Origin of the sequence: Paenibacillus pasadenensis, from assembly GCF_023715725.1 — a bacterium.
Taxonomy (GTDB): Bacteria; Bacillota; Bacilli; order Paenibacillales; family Paenibacillaceae; genus Paenibacillus_O; species Paenibacillus_O pasadenensis_A.
This window is the reverse complement of the sequence record NZ_JAMBOT010000010.1, coordinates 20,295-35,706: the sequence shown is the minus strand read 5'-3', so window position 1 is coordinate 35,706 and position 15,412 is coordinate 20,295. Positions and strand designations below refer to the sequence as shown.

General features: G+C 50.1%; 17 protein-coding genes. 9 read left to right on the top strand and 8 right to left on the bottom strand.

Annotation, left to right across the window (positions count from 1 at the left end):
- Positions 1-42: 42 nt before the first annotated feature.
- Complete coding sequence (locus M3223_RS19140) at positions 43-801, bottom strand: YheC/YheD family protein (protein WP_251564552.1); 759 nt, start codon at positions 799-801, stop codon at positions 43-45.
- A gap of 151 nt (positions 802-952) precedes the next feature.
- Here M3223_RS19140 and M3223_RS19135 point away from each other — a divergent pair, with 151 nt between their 5' ends.
- Together M3223_RS19135 and M3223_RS19130 are read left to right on the top strand one after the other, a co-directional pair.
- Positions 953-1,498, top strand: coding sequence for a DUF1697 domain-containing protein (locus M3223_RS19135; protein ID WP_251564550.1), 546 nt, complete (start codon positions 953-955; stop codon positions 1,496-1,498).
- A gap of 133 nt (positions 1,499-1,631) precedes the next feature.
- A complete protein-coding gene (locus M3223_RS19130) occupies positions 1,632-2,162 on the top strand; it encodes an SRPBCC family protein (protein WP_251564548.1) in 531 nt (176 codons plus the stop codon).
- Between the two features lie 94 nt (positions 2,163-2,256).
- Here M3223_RS19130 and M3223_RS19125 read toward each other — a convergent pair whose 3' ends face one another.
- From M3223_RS19125 to M3223_RS19110, 4 genes are all read right to left on the bottom strand, one after another.
- Positions 2,257-3,012, bottom strand: a complete 756-nt coding sequence (locus tag M3223_RS19125; RefSeq protein WP_251564695.1) for an amino acid ABC transporter ATP-binding protein — start codon at positions 3,010-3,012, stop codon at positions 2,257-2,259.
- A 28-nt stretch (positions 3,013-3,040) separates the two neighbouring features.
- Positions 3,041-3,709 carry an amino acid ABC transporter permease gene (locus M3223_RS19120; protein ID WP_251564546.1) on the bottom strand — a complete coding sequence of 223 codons (669 nt, stop codon included), beginning with the start codon at positions 3,707-3,709 and terminating at the stop codon, positions 3,041-3,043.
- Positions 3,710-3,730: 21 nt separating this feature from the next.
- On the bottom strand, positions 3,731-4,570 hold the full coding sequence (locus tag M3223_RS19115) for an amino acid ABC transporter substrate-binding protein (RefSeq protein WP_251564544.1): 840 nt from the start codon (positions 4,568-4,570) through the stop codon (positions 3,731-3,733).
- Between the two features lie 186 nt (positions 4,571-4,756).
- Positions 4,757-5,266, bottom strand: a complete 510-nt coding sequence (locus M3223_RS19110) for a hypothetical protein (RefSeq protein ID WP_251564542.1) — start codon at positions 5,264-5,266, stop codon at positions 4,757-4,759.
- A gap of 202 nt (positions 5,267-5,468) precedes the next feature.
- Here M3223_RS19110 and M3223_RS19105 point away from each other — a divergent pair, with 202 nt between their 5' ends.
- A complete protein-coding gene (locus tag M3223_RS19105) occupies positions 5,469-5,918 on the top strand; it encodes a YdeI/OmpD-associated family protein (protein WP_251564540.1) in 450 nt (149 codons plus the stop codon).
- 323 nt (positions 5,919-6,241) lie between these two features.
- Here M3223_RS19105 and M3223_RS19100 read toward each other — a convergent pair whose 3' ends face one another.
- Positions 6,242-6,535, bottom strand: coding sequence for an RNA polymerase alpha subunit C-terminal domain-containing protein (locus M3223_RS19100; RefSeq protein ID WP_251564538.1), 294 nt, complete (start codon positions 6,533-6,535; stop codon positions 6,242-6,244).
- A gap of 178 nt (positions 6,536-6,713) precedes the next feature.
- Between M3223_RS19100 and M3223_RS19095 the strand changes: the two genes are divergently transcribed.
- Positions 6,714-7,430 (top strand): hypothetical protein, encoded by a 717-nt coding sequence (locus tag M3223_RS19095; protein WP_251564536.1) that lies wholly within the window; start codon positions 6,714-6,716, stop codon positions 7,428-7,430.
- 382 nt (positions 7,431-7,812) lie between these two features.
- Positions 7,813-8,346 (top strand): GNAT family N-acetyltransferase, encoded by a 534-nt coding sequence (locus tag M3223_RS19090; protein WP_251564533.1) that lies wholly within the window; start codon positions 7,813-7,815, stop codon positions 8,344-8,346.
- Between the two features lie 111 nt (positions 8,347-8,457).
- Here M3223_RS19090 and M3223_RS19085 read toward each other — a convergent pair whose 3' ends face one another.
- Positions 8,458-9,435, bottom strand: a complete 978-nt coding sequence (locus M3223_RS19085; protein WP_251564532.1) for a right-handed parallel beta-helix repeat-containing protein — start codon at positions 9,433-9,435, stop codon at positions 8,458-8,460.
- A gap of 199 nt (positions 9,436-9,634) precedes the next feature.
- On the opposite strand from M3223_RS19085, the gene M3223_RS19080 reads away from it, so the two are divergent.
- Genes M3223_RS19080 through M3223_RS19070 form a run of 3 tightly spaced genes read left to right on the top strand, consistent with a single transcriptional unit; the run spans position 9,635 to position 12,247 of the window.
- Positions 9,635-10,435, top strand: coding sequence for an ABC transporter permease (locus M3223_RS19080; protein WP_251564530.1), 801 nt, complete (start codon positions 9,635-9,637; stop codon positions 10,433-10,435).
- Positions 10,436-10,442: 7 nt separating this feature from the next.
- On the top strand, positions 10,443-11,255 hold the full coding sequence (locus M3223_RS19075) for an ABC transporter permease (RefSeq protein ID WP_251564528.1): 813 nt from the start codon (positions 10,443-10,445) through the stop codon (positions 11,253-11,255).
- Positions 11,256-11,266: 11 nt separating this feature from the next.
- A complete protein-coding gene (locus M3223_RS19070; protein ID WP_251564525.1) occupies positions 11,267-12,247 on the top strand; it encodes an ABC transporter ATP-binding protein in 981 nt (326 codons plus the stop codon).
- A gap of 53 nt (positions 12,248-12,300) precedes the next feature.
- On the opposite strand, the gene M3223_RS19065 is transcribed toward M3223_RS19070, so the two are convergent.
- Complete coding sequence (locus M3223_RS19065; protein ID WP_251564523.1) at positions 12,301-13,413, bottom strand: metallophosphoesterase; 1,113 nt, start codon at positions 13,411-13,413, stop codon at positions 12,301-12,303.
- Positions 13,414-13,955: 542 nt separating this feature from the next.
- Here M3223_RS19065 and M3223_RS19060 point away from each other — a divergent pair.
- Entirely contained in the window at positions 13,956-15,377 is a 1,422-nt protein-coding gene (locus tag M3223_RS19060) for a GNAT family N-acetyltransferase (RefSeq protein ID WP_251564521.1), read from the top strand.
- Positions 15,378-15,412: the final 35 nt, after the last annotated feature.

Below are 15,412 nucleotides of genomic sequence, written 5' to 3'. Positions count from 1 at the left end.
TCTCACAAAATTGAAGAGGCTCGTAACCAATTTTTCGCTCAATTATCTCAATCTTCCGTACTGCCGGGCGTAAGACATAATCTTTCGGTGCAGGCTGCGGTCGCCCATGTTCCTTAACGGATAAAAGGTTGGCCGCGTGTTCACCTCAAGAATCCAAGCTTTTCCGCTCTCGTCCAAGGCGACGTCCAGCCCGAGCTCCCGGAAGCCGCTGTAACGTTTGTCGAAAATCCGTCCCACCGCTTCGCCAAGCCGCTTCAGCTCGTTCTCCTTCTGCTCGATCCTCTCGCTGCTATAACCCGCACGGCTAAGCGTCTGCTGAAAAAATCCTATCTCGCCGCCCTGGTGGTAGTTCGTCGCTACCTTGCCCGGCCGGCCGACCTTCGTGAATAAGGCTGTACTGGTCCAGGGACCGTCGTTCGGTTTTTGTACCATAACCCGGATGTCGAACGGGCGTCCGTTCGCCTTGGCCAGTCGAATTCCCTTTTGCAGCAAATAATCACGCTGCGATGATCGTTTCAAAAGCTGCCGGTAAACCCCGTCAATGGTTAAGTAATGATTACGCACGGAGTTATGCTGGACCTGATAACCGCTGCCCAGCTTTTTAATCCGCACAATATTAAAACCGCCAGATCCAGTCGTTGGCTTAAAAAAGACCGTTGAATATTGCGAAAGCATTGTCCTCAAATTTTCTTGGCTGAAGGGCAGGGTTTTTGGTACATACGATTGAACATCGGTGCCCAGAAGCCACTTGGTTTTGGTCCATTTGCTTTTAATCGTGCTGCTTCGGTAATAAGTCGCCATGTACAACTCTCCTCCCGACTTAACATATGAGCGGATTTCAATGCCTGTATGTGCACCTGTCCTGAACACGGAACCTATTTTGCCCGCATATTTGTCCACCCTGTACCGAACGGCTTATAATACCAATAATTCCTTTGAACGGAGGGGTTAGATGATCTACGCGGCACTGCTTAGAGGCATCAATGTAGGCGGCAATAACAAGATCGACATGAAGCAGCTGAAAACAACGTTTGAAGGCATCGGCCTGCAAAAGGTTAAAACGTACATTAACTCGGGCAATATCGTCTTTACCGATGACAGCCATTCGGCTCAAGAGCTGCCCGGCTTGCTGGAGCAAGCCATCGCGGCCGATTTTGGCCTGACCATTCCGGTTATGATCCGCTCGCTGGAGGATCTCCAGCCGATAATGGACCGGCTTCCTGACGACTGGACGAACGACAGCGCCATGAGAAGCGATGTGCTCTACTTATGGGACGATGTGGACGATGAAAAGGTGCTGGAGCAGCTTCCCGCCAAAGAGGGAATCGACCGCATCCTCTATGTCAAAGGGGCCGTTTTGTGGTCGTTTGACAGAGACTTAGCCGGAAAAAGCGGCATGCACAAAATCATCGGCACAAAGCTCTACCGGCGGATGACAGTACGTAACGTAAACACGGCCCGCAAAATATATGAGCTAATGCTAGCGCTTCAAGACTGATTTCCAACTTTATATTCCTTGACACGAATATTCTATTTCGGTTATATTTCGATTAGAAACAAACGGCGATTACCAAGGAGCATAACGAGGAAATACTAGTACAATCCATCTAACTGAAAGAGGAGGAATACTCATGTCGAATCATCAAGCGGCTGATACCAATTCCATTCGTATGGAAGAAAGCGGTCTGTTCATCACCCGTACGTTAAACGCGCCGCGTGAGCTCGTATACCGTGTCTGGACCGAGGCCGAGCATTTGGAAAAATGGTGGGGCCCTACGGGAATGAAGCTGGAGGTTAAGCAGCTGGACGTTCGTCCCGGCGGCAATTTCCTTTACCGCATGAGCACGCCGGACGGGCACGAAATGTGGGGCAAGTTCGTCTACCGGGAAGTGACGGCCCCGGAGAAGCTCGTTTACGTCAGCTCATTTTCCGATGCGGAGGGCAACACCCTGCGCGCGCCGTTCAGCCCTGTGTTCCCGATTGAAATTGTGAACAGCCTGACATTCACGGAACAGGACGGACGCACAACGTTCACTCTGCAAGGCGGCCCGTATCAAGCGACCGCTGAGGAAGACGCGTTTTACAGAAGCATGTTCGATTCGATGAAACAAGGCTTCACCGGCACATTCGATCAGCTGGAAGCCTACTTGGCGAAGCTTTAAAAAGAACGGCGGCGTAAGCTCCATCTGCGCCAATGGATTAAACGCAAATAGCCGGGTTCCGTCTTGAACGGGACACGGCTTTTTTACGTTAAAATCAGGTGACATCATAGTTCGTCACTCGGTTCAGAAATTGAATCGCGCGCTGGCTTTGCGGATTGCCGATGACTTGCTGCGGCGGCCCTTCTTCAACAATGATGCCATCGTCCATCAGCACCACATAATCGGCCACCTGCTCGGCGAACCGCATTTCATGCGTCACAATAATCATCGTCATCCCCTCGGCCGCAAGCTGGCGAATGACCTTAAGCACATCGCCGACCAGCTCCGGGTCGAGCGCCGAGGTCGGCTCGTCGAACAGCATCACATCGGGGTCCACCGCCATCGCCCTGGCGATCGCAACACGCTGCTGTTGTCCCCCCGACAGCTGATGCGAATAAGAGTCCGCCTTGTCGGCAAGCCCAACTTTGGCAAGCAGTGCTTCGGCACGCTCTCGAGCTGCCGCTTTGCTTTTGCCCTGGACGGTAACCTGGGCCTCCATGACATTCTGGACCGCTGTCATATGAGGAAACAGATGGAAGGATTGAAATACCATGCCAGTCCGTTTGCGGAGAGCGAGCGTATCCGCTTGGCGTATGGAGCTTCCAGGCTGAAAATGAAGCGTTGTTCCGCCAATGGTCATCTGGCCCCGATCCGGCTGTTCAAGCAGGTTGAAACACCGGAGCAGCGTCGTTTTTCCGGAACCGGAAGGGCCGATAATGGCGAGCGCCTTCCCTTTCTCCAAGGAAAGATTGATTCCCTTCAGCACCTCAAGCGTTCCAAAGGATTTGTGCACATCCTTGATTTCAATCATTGCCTCTCCCCGCACACGGTCACCCTCCTTAACTCGCGGAATATCTCGCCAGACGTTTTTCCATTGTGCTTTGCAGCCATGTCAGCACGCTGCAGAACAGCAAATAAACGACAGCGGCGGCACAATAGATCAGCAGCGGTTCGTACGTTCTTGCCACAATTTCCTGCGACACGCGGAACAGCTCCAGATACATAATGCTGCCCGCGAGAGACGTATCCTTCAACAGACTGATAAAGGAGTTGCCGAGCGGCGGCAGCGAAATGCGGGCAGCTTGAGGAAAAACGATACGCCGCAGCGTCTGGACGCGCGTCATGCCAAGCGAAGAAGCCGCCTCCCATTGCCCCTTCGGAATGGACTGGATTGAAGCCCGGACAATTTCGGATCCGTAGGCGCCAACGCTCAGCGTAAAACCGATCGTCGCTGCTGTAAATGAACTCAAGACAATGCCGATATAAGGCAATCCGTAAAAAATGATAAACAGCTGAACAAGCAGTGGCGTACAGCGGATGATCCATACGTAAAAACCCGCCACCGCGCGCAGCGGCCAAAGGGATGAAAGCCTGGCCAGAGCCGTCAGCACGGCCACAATCATGCCAAGGACAAAGGAAACAATTGTCAGCGGAATAGTAAAAGCTACCCCCGCTTTGAGCAGGGGCAGTATGGAATCAAGCAGAATATCGATCTGTTTTTCGCTCATCGGGCAGCTTTCCTTTATGCTTTATTTGGAAACATCGGCCCCAAAATACTTCTCGGAAATGTTCAGATAGGCACCGTCGCTTTTCATTGCGGCGAGCGCTCCGTTAACCGCCTTGACGAACTCCTCGTTCCCTTTGCGGAAAAGAGCCGCGTTCTTCGAGGCGTCAGAAGCTTCGGCAGCAATCTTCAGCGGCAGATCGGGCTTTTGCTTTTTCAGATCGAGGAAAGAAAGAGAATCGTTCACCGTAGCATCGATACGCTTGGAAGCGAGCAGGTCAATCGCCTGATTGAAGCCGTCTACCGAGACGATTTCAGCTCCGTTTTCCTTCGCCATTGCCGCCAAATTGCTTGACAGCGTCTGACCGGATTTTTTGCCCTTCAAGTCCGCAAACGAATGGATATCGCTGTTGTCCTCGCGAACTATCAGCACAGCTTTTGATACAATGTAGTCGTCCGAGAAATCGTACTTCGCTTTCCGCTCGTCGTTGATGCCAACCTGGTTGAACACTACGTCAAATCTTTTGGCGTCGAGGCCGGCAATCAGAGAATCCCAAGGTGTTTCGCTGAATTCCGGCTGAAGTCCGAGGCGCTTGGCAATTTCTTCGGCAATCTCGACGTCAAAACCGGTCAGCTTGCCGGATTTGTCATTAAAACTGAACGGCGCGTATGTGCCTTCCGTGCCGATGCGCAGCTTGCCGCTGGCTTTGATTGTTTCCCAGGAATCTCCTCCGGCTCCGGCTTCGTTCGCCGCCGGGCTGGCGGATGGCGCAGGCGTATTCGCAGGGCTATTTTTGCTGCCGCAAGCGTTGAGCGCGATAATGGTAACGACTAGCAGCAACGCTGCAAAAGCTCTTTTTTTCACTACCGTTCCCTCCATTTAATGCACTGCTTTTTTTAAGACACCCCTGAATTCCGGCAGAGCTTGGCTAATGTTGTAAAGCATTCCCCCGCTGCCAGCCTTTATGCGATTCGGAGTTAGCTGCAAGCACAAACGGCGCCAATGGAGCTGCTGCTCCACGGACGCCGTTTGCATTCCAACTTATTAAACTCAGCTGAACCAGCCGTAGACGATCCCGTACCATTTCTCCAGCTTCATGAGCAGCTTGTCGAACTTCCGCCCCTGTTGAACGAGGTGGATAAGCCAGTCCCAGTCGGTGAGGAACTGCAAAATCGTTAGCACCAGCATGATGACGACAAATCCGAAAGCAAGCGTAAACAGCAGCTGCAGGCGGAAATATATAATAAGCTGTCTGGATAGCTTGTGCAGTTCGTCAGGCGACTCCGCCATCTGCTCGATGCGCAGCGCCTGCGAGCTCATTCGCAGCATCCAAACGGCTAGAGTAACTTCAAGTAATCCGGCAATCGTACCGAGACCAAAATTAAGCAAGCCGATAACCGACTGGAAAAGACCGAACATCAGCGTAGCCACAGCGGCGGCTCTCATCCAAAAGGCTAACCGGCGCCAGTCGCTTTTTACTGCGGGAACCGCGGCTCCAATCATTGCGGCTGCAGGCCGGACTGGCTCGGGCGTAGGACGAGGAAGCGGATCGTTCATCATAACAACGTAACTCCTTTGGCTCGAAAATAAGTTCTTCAACCATTTACGCGGTTATTCTGGGATTTGGTCCAAAATAACCCATTATTTTAGTAAATTTGCACTACTTTTTGTATCGGTCGGATTGCGGCTTGTTTGCATAGAAAGACTTTCGTATCATGAGAATAATTCCATCCATTCCATCCCGAGAAATGAGGCGTTCCCGATGAAATTTCAATCCGTCGTTTATTTAAGCGGCAAAACCGCCACCGGAATTCAGGTGCCTGACGAAATTGTTGCCGCACTTGGTTCAGGTAAAAAACCGGCCGTGCATGTCAAAATCGGGGAGTATGCCTATCGAAGCACAATTGCCTTCATGGGCGGCCAATTCTGGATCCCGCTAAGCGCTGCAAACCGCGAAGGCGCCGGGGTTGCCGCAGGGGATCAAATTGAGGTTGAGGTGGAGATGGATACAGCCCCTCGGGAAATTGTTGCGCCGGAGGATCTGGCTGCTGCACTGGAAGGAGCCGAGGAGGCCCGCCGTTATTTTGACGGATTATCATACAGCAACAAAAACCGTATCGTTCTCTCCATTGAAGGAGCCAAAACGGCTGAGACGCGCCAGCGGCGCATCGACAAAGCCGTACAAGCGCTGACAGAAGGCAAGCTTCCGTAAAAAGCGGAATAACGCAATATAAAAGAGTCAAAAGAAAAAGAGCCTCACAGGCCCTCCTTTCTTCTGACTCTTCCAGCAATCTATATAACGGGGTTTACCCGCTTTGATCAACGAATCTGTTATGGAAGCAGCTCCCTTTCATTCATCATATTTTGAGCCTTTCAACCACTTTAGCCATCGTATGTTCAGGTTCCATAACAACCTCCATAGCGTACCAGTATAAGTTCTATACTAAGGCGTATGACAAGGCCGAAAAAGGGAAAGTACGGTTCAAACCGTTTTTTCCGTTTAGTCCGGAAGCCAGGCTCACAACGGCTGCACGTTTAGTTCCGAAAAGCCAATCCTTCCGACTCTAGCGCCGCCCGGAGCTTCGGCATCGACGCCGGCCCCATTCCGTGGAGCCTTAAAATCTCTTTTTCACTAAAAGCAGATAGCTGCTTCAACGTTAATATCCCCTCATGCTCCAATGCTCTTCTCGCAGGCGCAGACAGCTCCGAGAGGAAGCCGCTCTCCGGAGCGCTCTCCATTGCGCAAGTCGGACAAGTTGGACAATCTGAACTCTTGTAGTAACGATGTCCTTTATTACATACTCTCAGCGTTTTTTTGGAAACAGTCATATGAAATTGCTCCTTTTGCTGCTTAATTTTACCTTCAATTAGATTCCTCAAGCTCATGAGAGGGTTTGTAAATCCGTAACCAATCTGCATCTGATCGTTGAATAAAAACTTTAGCACTTGCATAAATGTAGTACGATTTAAGTGAAATCAAATTCCCGCAATGAAACGGTGGTTAATGATGAATCAAATTAAGCCTATTTTACCCTGCCCGTCCATTAAGGAACAGGTGTCCTTTTACGAGAGCTTGGGCTTTCAGTGCACCTACACCTCCAATCGCCCCCATCCTTATGCAGTAGTTAAGTTTGGGGAGCTGGAGATTCATTTTTACGTCAGCAAAAAAACCATTCCGGCGGAAAATTCGCAAATGTGCTACGTGGAAGTGGACGACGTGCAAGCGGTATATGAAACATTTACTTCCGGTCTGAAACGAAACTCCGGTAAAATTCCGCGCTCCGGCATTCCGCGAATATCCAAGCTGAAAGACTTGGCCGAAGACCGGCGGTTCATCATCACAGATTTGGGCGGAAACACGTTATTTATTGGAACGCCTAACGCTACAGTGGACGAACCTTCTTTTTTGAGAACGATGGAACATGCCGATTATGCCAAACATTTCGAAATTTTATTCGACCTGATGTATTCAAAGGAAGACAGTCATTCCGCGCTTCTGATGCTGAAGAAGTTTTTCCCCGCTGATGTGGCCTCGCTGCCAGTAAACGAACTGGACTTGGCGAAGCTGCTGCTCGTGGTGCTGGATATTCATCTTCATCTTGAGTTAACCGCTCCTCAAGGCGTGGAGGACAAGCTGCAGGAGCTAGTGCGAGGCTGCGATCCAAACGATGCCCGCTGGGCCAAAATTGTCCGTCAGTACGAGGACATAACCGGAGGAGAGTAGTTGATTTACAAAGGGGCTGGTCAGATGCAATCCAGGGGGGACTGCGTGACCATCCTGCTTTTCCCTGTAAGTAATTGCGTGCGCAATTCTCTTCGTTGTACTAAATAACAATGGGAAGTTGAAGAAACATTTAGAAAATGATCAGCAGATCATTGAGAAGCTTAATATTTTAATTCATTCTCAAAAGGATAAGGACAAACCGGAGTAAACCTAGAAACGAGTCCTTGGGACGATATACGTTTTATAAAAACCCAAATAAATACCGTAAATTAACGGTATTTATTTGGGTTTTTCCAATTCATTCGTGTGTAGTATTATAACAAGATTGGCGTCAGACCAAGGGTACAGTTAATATGTATCATACAGAAAGGGTTGATTAGAAGTGGGCCAGATTTACATTCGTCCATTGGAGCCGCATGATGCAGAACGTTTGCTGGAGCTGAAGCGAAGGAACCGTGAGTTTTTTCAGCCTTTTGAACCGATTCGCGATGAGACGCATTTTACGATTGATGGGCAGCGGGCAGAGATTGCAAACGGCGCTGTAAGCGCCAAGAACGACCAGGCGTATGCATTCGGCATCTTCCTTGCCGAAACCGACGAGATCATAGGGAGAATAGCGCTGACCGGTATAACACGCGGCCCGGCCCAGCATGCCAATGTCGGGTATTTCATTGACCAAGCCCATAACGGAAAAGGATATGCAACAAAAGCCGTTGAGCTTGCTGTACAGGCTGCGTTCGACGAGCTCGGTTTGCACTGCGTACAAGCAGGCGTCATGCCCAGAAATGCGCGCTCCGCTCGCGTCCTGACTAAAGCAGGCTTCCGTCACGAGGGACTGGCGAAGCGTTATATTAAGATTAACGGCGCTTGGGAGGATCATGATTTGTTTGCGATAACGGTGGAGGACCTGGACTAAATGAAGGAGCCGTGTTCCAGCACGGCTCCTTTGGCACAATAGCCTTGTTTTAAAAAGTATTTCCAGCCACCCATGACAGCCATTCTATTTGCTTGCCAGCAATTCCCCTCTCTAACCCTTCTTATTTCGCAGAATATTGTTATGCTTGCCCCGATCCTTAATATTCTTCGGTGTATTGCCCTTCAATCGGTTCTCAAACACAAAGTTGCCCTTATGAGGAGCCCGGATTGATATGCCGTTATTTTTGTTACGCTTAATATCATTACGCTGTATTTCGTTAAAATCCGAATCAACCGCCACGCCGCTTCGACGATTGTCCTTGATGTTATTGCCGAAGGCCAAATTATAGTTGAATGAAAACTTCAAGCCGTTTTTATGGTTGTTTTTGATTTTGCTATCTATAACGAGATTGTTTTTGCTGCGGCCATACATGCCGTGTCCGCCATTATCCTCGAGCTTGTTGTCTATGATAAGCGAATTGTCCGACCTGTTAATCTTAATTCCATCGCTCTTGTTATCGGAAATCCGGTTTTCAACAATCGCGTTATGCGATCCCCGCTTGGTCTCTATCCCAAATAAAGAATTTTTCACAATCTTATTCCGTACGATCCAATTTCCCGAAGACTCGCTGAGCTGAATCCCGCTGCCGCTACCCGTATCCGTTTCCCCGATTCGCTCGATTTTGTTCCGCATTAAAAGGTTGCCTTCTGAACGGCTGGCGTGTATGCCAAACGGCCTGCCCTTTTTCTTTTTTCCAGTTATGTCGCTAATTTCATTCTCCAGGACGCGATGCGATTTTCCTTTAACAATTCGAATGCCGCAGGAACTATAGTTTTTAATTTTAAAACCGTCAATTTCCACGCCTGCGACGCTTTCTAATGTGAAGGCCTCCCTTAATACGAAACGGCCGTCCAAAACCGCCTTATACTTATGCTCCGCAACGATGCGAATGTTGTCTTTATTGCCTTCAATTTTCACCTGTTCATGATAAACGCCCTTATGCACCAAAATAACGTCGCCCTCGCGAGCCAAGTTAACCGCGTCCTGAATAGCCGTTGGACTGCCCGGCACTACCTTTATTGTTGCCAATCCTCTCACCTCTGCTAGTTGGAATTAATTAAGATCTGCTATTAGTAAATTCCAGCTGGCGCAAATGAGAACCGACCTCCTGTCTAGAAGTCCGCGCCCTTTTTGTAGTCGTATATTTATCGTGACGAGCTCCCTTTTTTCTGGTATTGTTTATTTCAATTTATTCCTATTTTTTCTAGTTGTGAGGGAGTGGTCGGACATGAGGGCTTATGGTTATTTGATCAAAATGAGAGTATTGACCGCGCTCGCCTACCGTTTCGACGTCTGGATCGGCATGATCGGTGACCTCATCCTGCTCGCAGCGTCTGTCTTCATCTGGAAAGCGGCATACGGCGGTGACGTTCTCGGCTCAGGCGCATCCGTCGTCGGGCTGGACGAGATGATCACGTACACGGTCGTTTCGGTTCTCATGGCTGCCGTATTCAGCACCGGCGTCCAAAACACCATTTACAACCAAGTTCGCGAGGGCAACATCGCGCTTGATTTCATGCGGCCGCTGAACCTGCTCGGCATCTATTTGTCCGAGGACCTGGGCAGCATGGTCAGCTCACTCGTGAACAAAGCCGTTCCGCTCGTGCTGATGGCGTCGCTGCTGTTCGGGTTTCCGATGCCGGATAGTCCAACGGCTGCTGTGCTGTTCGCCGCCAGCTGCGCGCTCAGCTTTATGATTCTTTGGCTCATGAGCGCGATGGTCGGGCTTGTGGCGTTCTGGGTGGCAGAGCTCGGCAATCTCGGCATGGTAAAAGACGCGTTCATCCGCGTGTTGTCCGGCAGCATGGTGCCGCTCTGGTTTTTCCCCGAGGGGCTGCAGCGGATATCGGAATGGCTGCCGTTTCAGTATACGTACCAGCTGCCGCTCAGCGTCTACATTGGGATGTCGACCCCTGCGGAGGCGCTGCGAGGGATGGGCATACAGGTCATTTGGATCGCGCTTCTCGGCGGGCTGCTCGCCTGGATCTGGACGCGGGCGCGCGGCAAAGTCATGGTGCAGGGAGGATGAGGCGGTTATGAGCGAAATAAGGCATTATTTGAGCGTATTCGGCTACTATGCCAAGCTGGCGATTCAGCGGCAGCTGGAATATCCGCTCTTTCTTGTAAGCTGGCTCATCATGATTCCGACCCAATATTTTGCCGGCATATGGATGCTTCGCATTATTGTCGACCGATTCCAGCCTTTAGAAGGATGGGCGTTCGACGATCTCGCGTTTCTGTACGGACTTGGACTGCTGAGCCACGGACTTGTCGTCGTGTTTTTCATCCCGACCTGGGGCACCGAAACGGCGGTCATCCGCGGGGAGTTCGATCGGCTGCTGCTTCGCCCGCTGAATGTTTTTTTCCAATTTGTCACCGGGTATTTTAACTTCATCGGCCTCATTGATCTCATTCCGGGTGTCGTCATCTTTTTGTACGCCGCGCATGCCGTCGATTTCAGCTGGGAAGCCGGGAACATCGCTAAGCTTATCCTCGTTGTCATTGGCGGCCTGTTCATTCGCGGCAGTCTGTATACGATTGTCGGGGCCGTTGCTTTCTGGACAAAACGCAGCCGCAATCTGATCGGCATGTCGGTGGCGACATTGGAGCGGACGACGATGTACCCGCTGACCTTGTATCCGCATGTAGTTCAAGCCGTGCTGACGTTTCTGTTCCCGATCGGCTTCATCAGCTTTTATCCGGCGGAAAGCTTCCTGGGCAAACCGGCATCGCTGGAGCTGCCGCTCGATATGGCCATTTGGACGCTTGTAGCAGGCATCATTTGCATGGTCGTCGCATATAGCATTTTCCGGTTAGGGTTACGCAGATACGAGAGCGCAGGTTCATAGGGGGCATACCAGTGGCGATTATAGAGGTCAAGGATTTGATTAAGGAATTTGTCGTTGTGCGCAAAAAAACGGGGCTGGGGAACGCGATTCGCAGCTTGGTTTTGCCCGAAAAAAAGATCGTGCGCGGCGTGGACGGCCTGTCGTTCGACATTGAGCAAGGGGATATCGTCGGTTATATCGGTCCAAATGGAGCCGGGAAAAGCACCACGATTAAAATGCTGACGGGCATTCTCTATCCGACCGCCGGAAGCATCCGCGTGTGCGGCCTATCGCCGCAAAAAGAACGAAAAGCCGTCGTGCGCCAGTTAGGCGTAGTGTTCGGTCAACGGACACAGCTTTATTGGGATTTGCGGCTTGGCGAGACGTTTGAGCTGCTGAAGCGAATTTATCGGATTGAGGATAAAAGATTTAAAGCAACGCTGGACATGCTGAACGATGTCCTGCGCATTCAGGACTTTATCGACACGCCGGTCAGGCAGCTTTCGCTTGGTCAACGGATGCGCGGTGATTTGGCGGCGTCCATGATCCATGAGCCGACGGTGCTGTTTCTGGATGAGCCGACGATTGGCCTCGACGCTGACGCCAAACACGCCATTCGCGGATTCATTCGGACGATGAACCGGGAACGGCGTATGACGGTTGTTTTAACGACACATGACCTCGACGATGTTGAGCAGTTATGTTCGCGGCTCCTCGTTGTGAACCACGGCCGCCTCGTCGAGGACGGTCCGCTGGATTCAATCGTAGGAAAGCTGGCGCCGCACCGCCTGCTCGTCATTGAGCTGTCCGAGACAGCTCAGGCGCCGGAGCATGCACGGGCGAAGATTTTGCGGCAGGATGGGCTGAAGGTGTGGTATCAGTTCGATAAAACCGCCATCTCGGCGTCCGAGCTGATTTCCGACCTGTCGGGAATGCTGCCAATCCGTGACCTTAGCGTCCAAGAACCGGATATCGAGGACGCGATACGTGAGGTTTATCGGACGACGGGGTGAGGCCGGACAAATACAGAAGGGTGAGACCGAAATTCTCGGCCTCACCCTTTACGTTAAGACTGCGAATTGGCAAACCGCACATGAATGGACACAATCTCCGACCGCGACCCGATCCGGATGGGAGGGCCCCAGAAGCCGTAACCAGAGGAAACAATGGAATGCAGCTGGCTTTTTTGCAGGTGACCCCAGTCATTTTCAAACAATCTGGCAGTAAGCAGATTCCCCGGCGCAATCTGACCGCGATGCGTATGACCGGACACCATCAAATCAATGCCCTGCTCCTGTGCGACATCCAGCTCGACCGGCTGATGCTCTAACATCATGACGGGCTTGGAGCTGTCGATTCCTTTTACTAAAGCAGACAAATCGGCTCTGTCCCTATCGCTATAATCCTTTCGCCCGACCAGCGTCAGCCAGCCTCCAACCTCGATTGCTTCGTCATAAAGCACCTGTATGCCGCTCTCCTCAATCAGTCCAATCAGCTCTCCGGTCTCGCCTTTGAACCGGTCATGATTGCCCAAAGATGCAAACACGCCGAGCGGCGCTTCAATCTTCGCTAGAATATCCCCGATGCCTTTTTCCTTATACGGGACGATATCGTCATCCACAATGTCGCCTGGAAAAAAAACAATGTCCGGCTTCAGCGCGTTTATTTCCTCCACCATGCGTTCCGCGTGGCCTTTTCCGGATAAATAAGCAAAATGCATATCGGACGCCATCACGATATGAAGCTCCCCGCTCTCCGGGCCTTTTTTATCGATCTTAATGTCATAGGACCGCACGGTTGGACTGAAAGCATTAAAGCTTCCATAGCCGAGCAGAACCGTCAGTAAAATCAGCGTTGCGACCCCCGACCACTTATGGACGGAATGCCGCGGAAGCTTCGTCAGCTTCGTCAACCAAACCGTCAGATGAACGAGCGGCAGCAGCATGACTAGTAAGCCGAATATAGCCAGCCAATAGCTGCCGATAACGCTCAGGATCGTTGATCCTTCGACAACTCTGGAGAGAACGAGGGAGCTTGCCAGAAAGGCAAGAGCAATGATATAGAATAGCCGGAATCGTTGTGATACCGCCGGTTTAATCCATGTCCAGCCGCTCCAACCGATGTAAAATACGATCAAGAGATACAGCGCGAGGAATGCGAGCCCGATAACGATAAACATGTTGTCCTCCTTAGAGTTGCTGCCCCTTATTATACGCGAACTTGGCTTTGCTAACTTGTGCATGGGACTCGTTGGCGTCATCTCCTTGTTTTTGCCGCTATGGAGAAAGCCCGCAGCACTGAAGTTTGTAAAGCGTCCTTTATATATTCGCCCAAGCTCCTGTTGCATTCCCAATCAGAAACGTTCCAGCAATAACACCTATCCACGATTTTTTATTCATGTTCTATCCCCCTGTGTAATCTCTGCTCTCTTATTATAATCCAATTAATTCCATCCTGAAAATAGCTCCAACATGTCATAAGCTGACTACAGATTGGCTAGGATAATTTCATTTAATCCAAACTACACCTTGATAAAAGTGGAAATTAACCCGACAATTTCTCTAGGGGGAAAACAGCCCAGATGACAGGGAGCTTACGACCCTACTATGACTTGAAGGAGTGATGGTGTTTGCATACGTTCAACAACACAAAGAAGCCTATGAGAGGTCATTGCTTATAAATGGAATAACCTCTCATTAGGTACGGGGAGGCAATCGTTAGATGATGTCATTAAACAACATGGTGCGTGGATTAGAAAATGATTCCGTTGCCAAACAAATGCTTCAATATTGGGCGCATGATACGGATACGTTAAAGTTTTGGAGAGCAAGCAGTAATTTTATCTATTTATTTGAACAAAACGGTGTGCGACAGTTTTTAAGATTTATTCATGAAGAGGACAATACACCTGAGAATATTCAGGCCGAGCTTGATTTTATGCAGTATCTGATAGCTGGCGGTTATCCGACAGTGGCTCCCATCCCCTCCAACAATGGTAACTTAATTGAGACAATCTGTACGGCTAATCATGGACGTTATTACGGCGTCGTATTTGAAAAAGCTAAAGGAGTATATCTTTCACTGGATGGGATGTCGGATCAACAACTCAAAAATTGGGGAAGTTCACTCGCTTCCATGCACATCCTATCGGAGTCGTATCCTTTCGGAGCAGCAAAACGAGGCAATTGGCAAGATGCGCTGAAGTTTGTTTCTTCCGTATTACAGCGCCATCCCTGTGAAAAGAGTGCCCAACATGAGCTTCAGCAAATACATCTACAACTTTCAAAGCTTCCAGCCGATGCGGAGCATATAGGTTTGATTCATTATGATTTTGAAACCGACAATATTTTTTATGATGAAGAAGAGTCTCGTTTTTACGCCATTGATTTTGACGATGCGATGATTCACTGGTATGCAATGGATATTGCATCCGCCATAACAGATCTAGTGGAACAAAATGATGCTAACGCTCAGCACAAAATAGAGGGTTTCTTAGCCGGTTATCGGTCGATTCGACCCTTGAATGAAAGCTGGGTGCAATTATTCCCCTTATTTCAAAGGTTTTCCGATTTATATGTTTTTGCACGTCTCCTCCGCAGCGTGGAAGACATGGACATTCAACGTTCGCCTGAATGGGCCATCGAACTAAAAGACAAGCTTCTAAAAGTATGTTGTCGGATACGGGAACGTTTTCAACCTATGATAAAGCTTAGGCCGGTCGACCAAAACAATTGGTATGCCTGTTCTCAACTTGAAGTCAGCGATGAACAGAAACAAGCATTCCCTGTACCGGCAGTCTATTGGCTCGCGGAGTCGGCTTTTTGCAAGTTTACGCCCCTGGCTTTATATGCTGAGGATCAACTGGTAGGGTTTGCGGTTTGTACCGTCGATCCGGATGATGGAAGCGATTGGATTATGGCTTATATGATTGACCATAGATTCCAAAGCCGAGGATTTGGACGGTTAGGCATGGAGGAGCTTATTCGTTGTATCAGGGACAAATCACCCTGCAATAAAATCAGACTTGGGCATCGGCCGGAGAACGAGCGAGCATCCCGCTTATATGCCTCTCTGGGCTTTGCGGAGGTTAGCCGCGATGAACGTGAAGTTGTAAGGGAATTGAACTTTCCACAAATGTCATGACTTGAACGATTGCTAAAAACAAGACAAGAACCGGC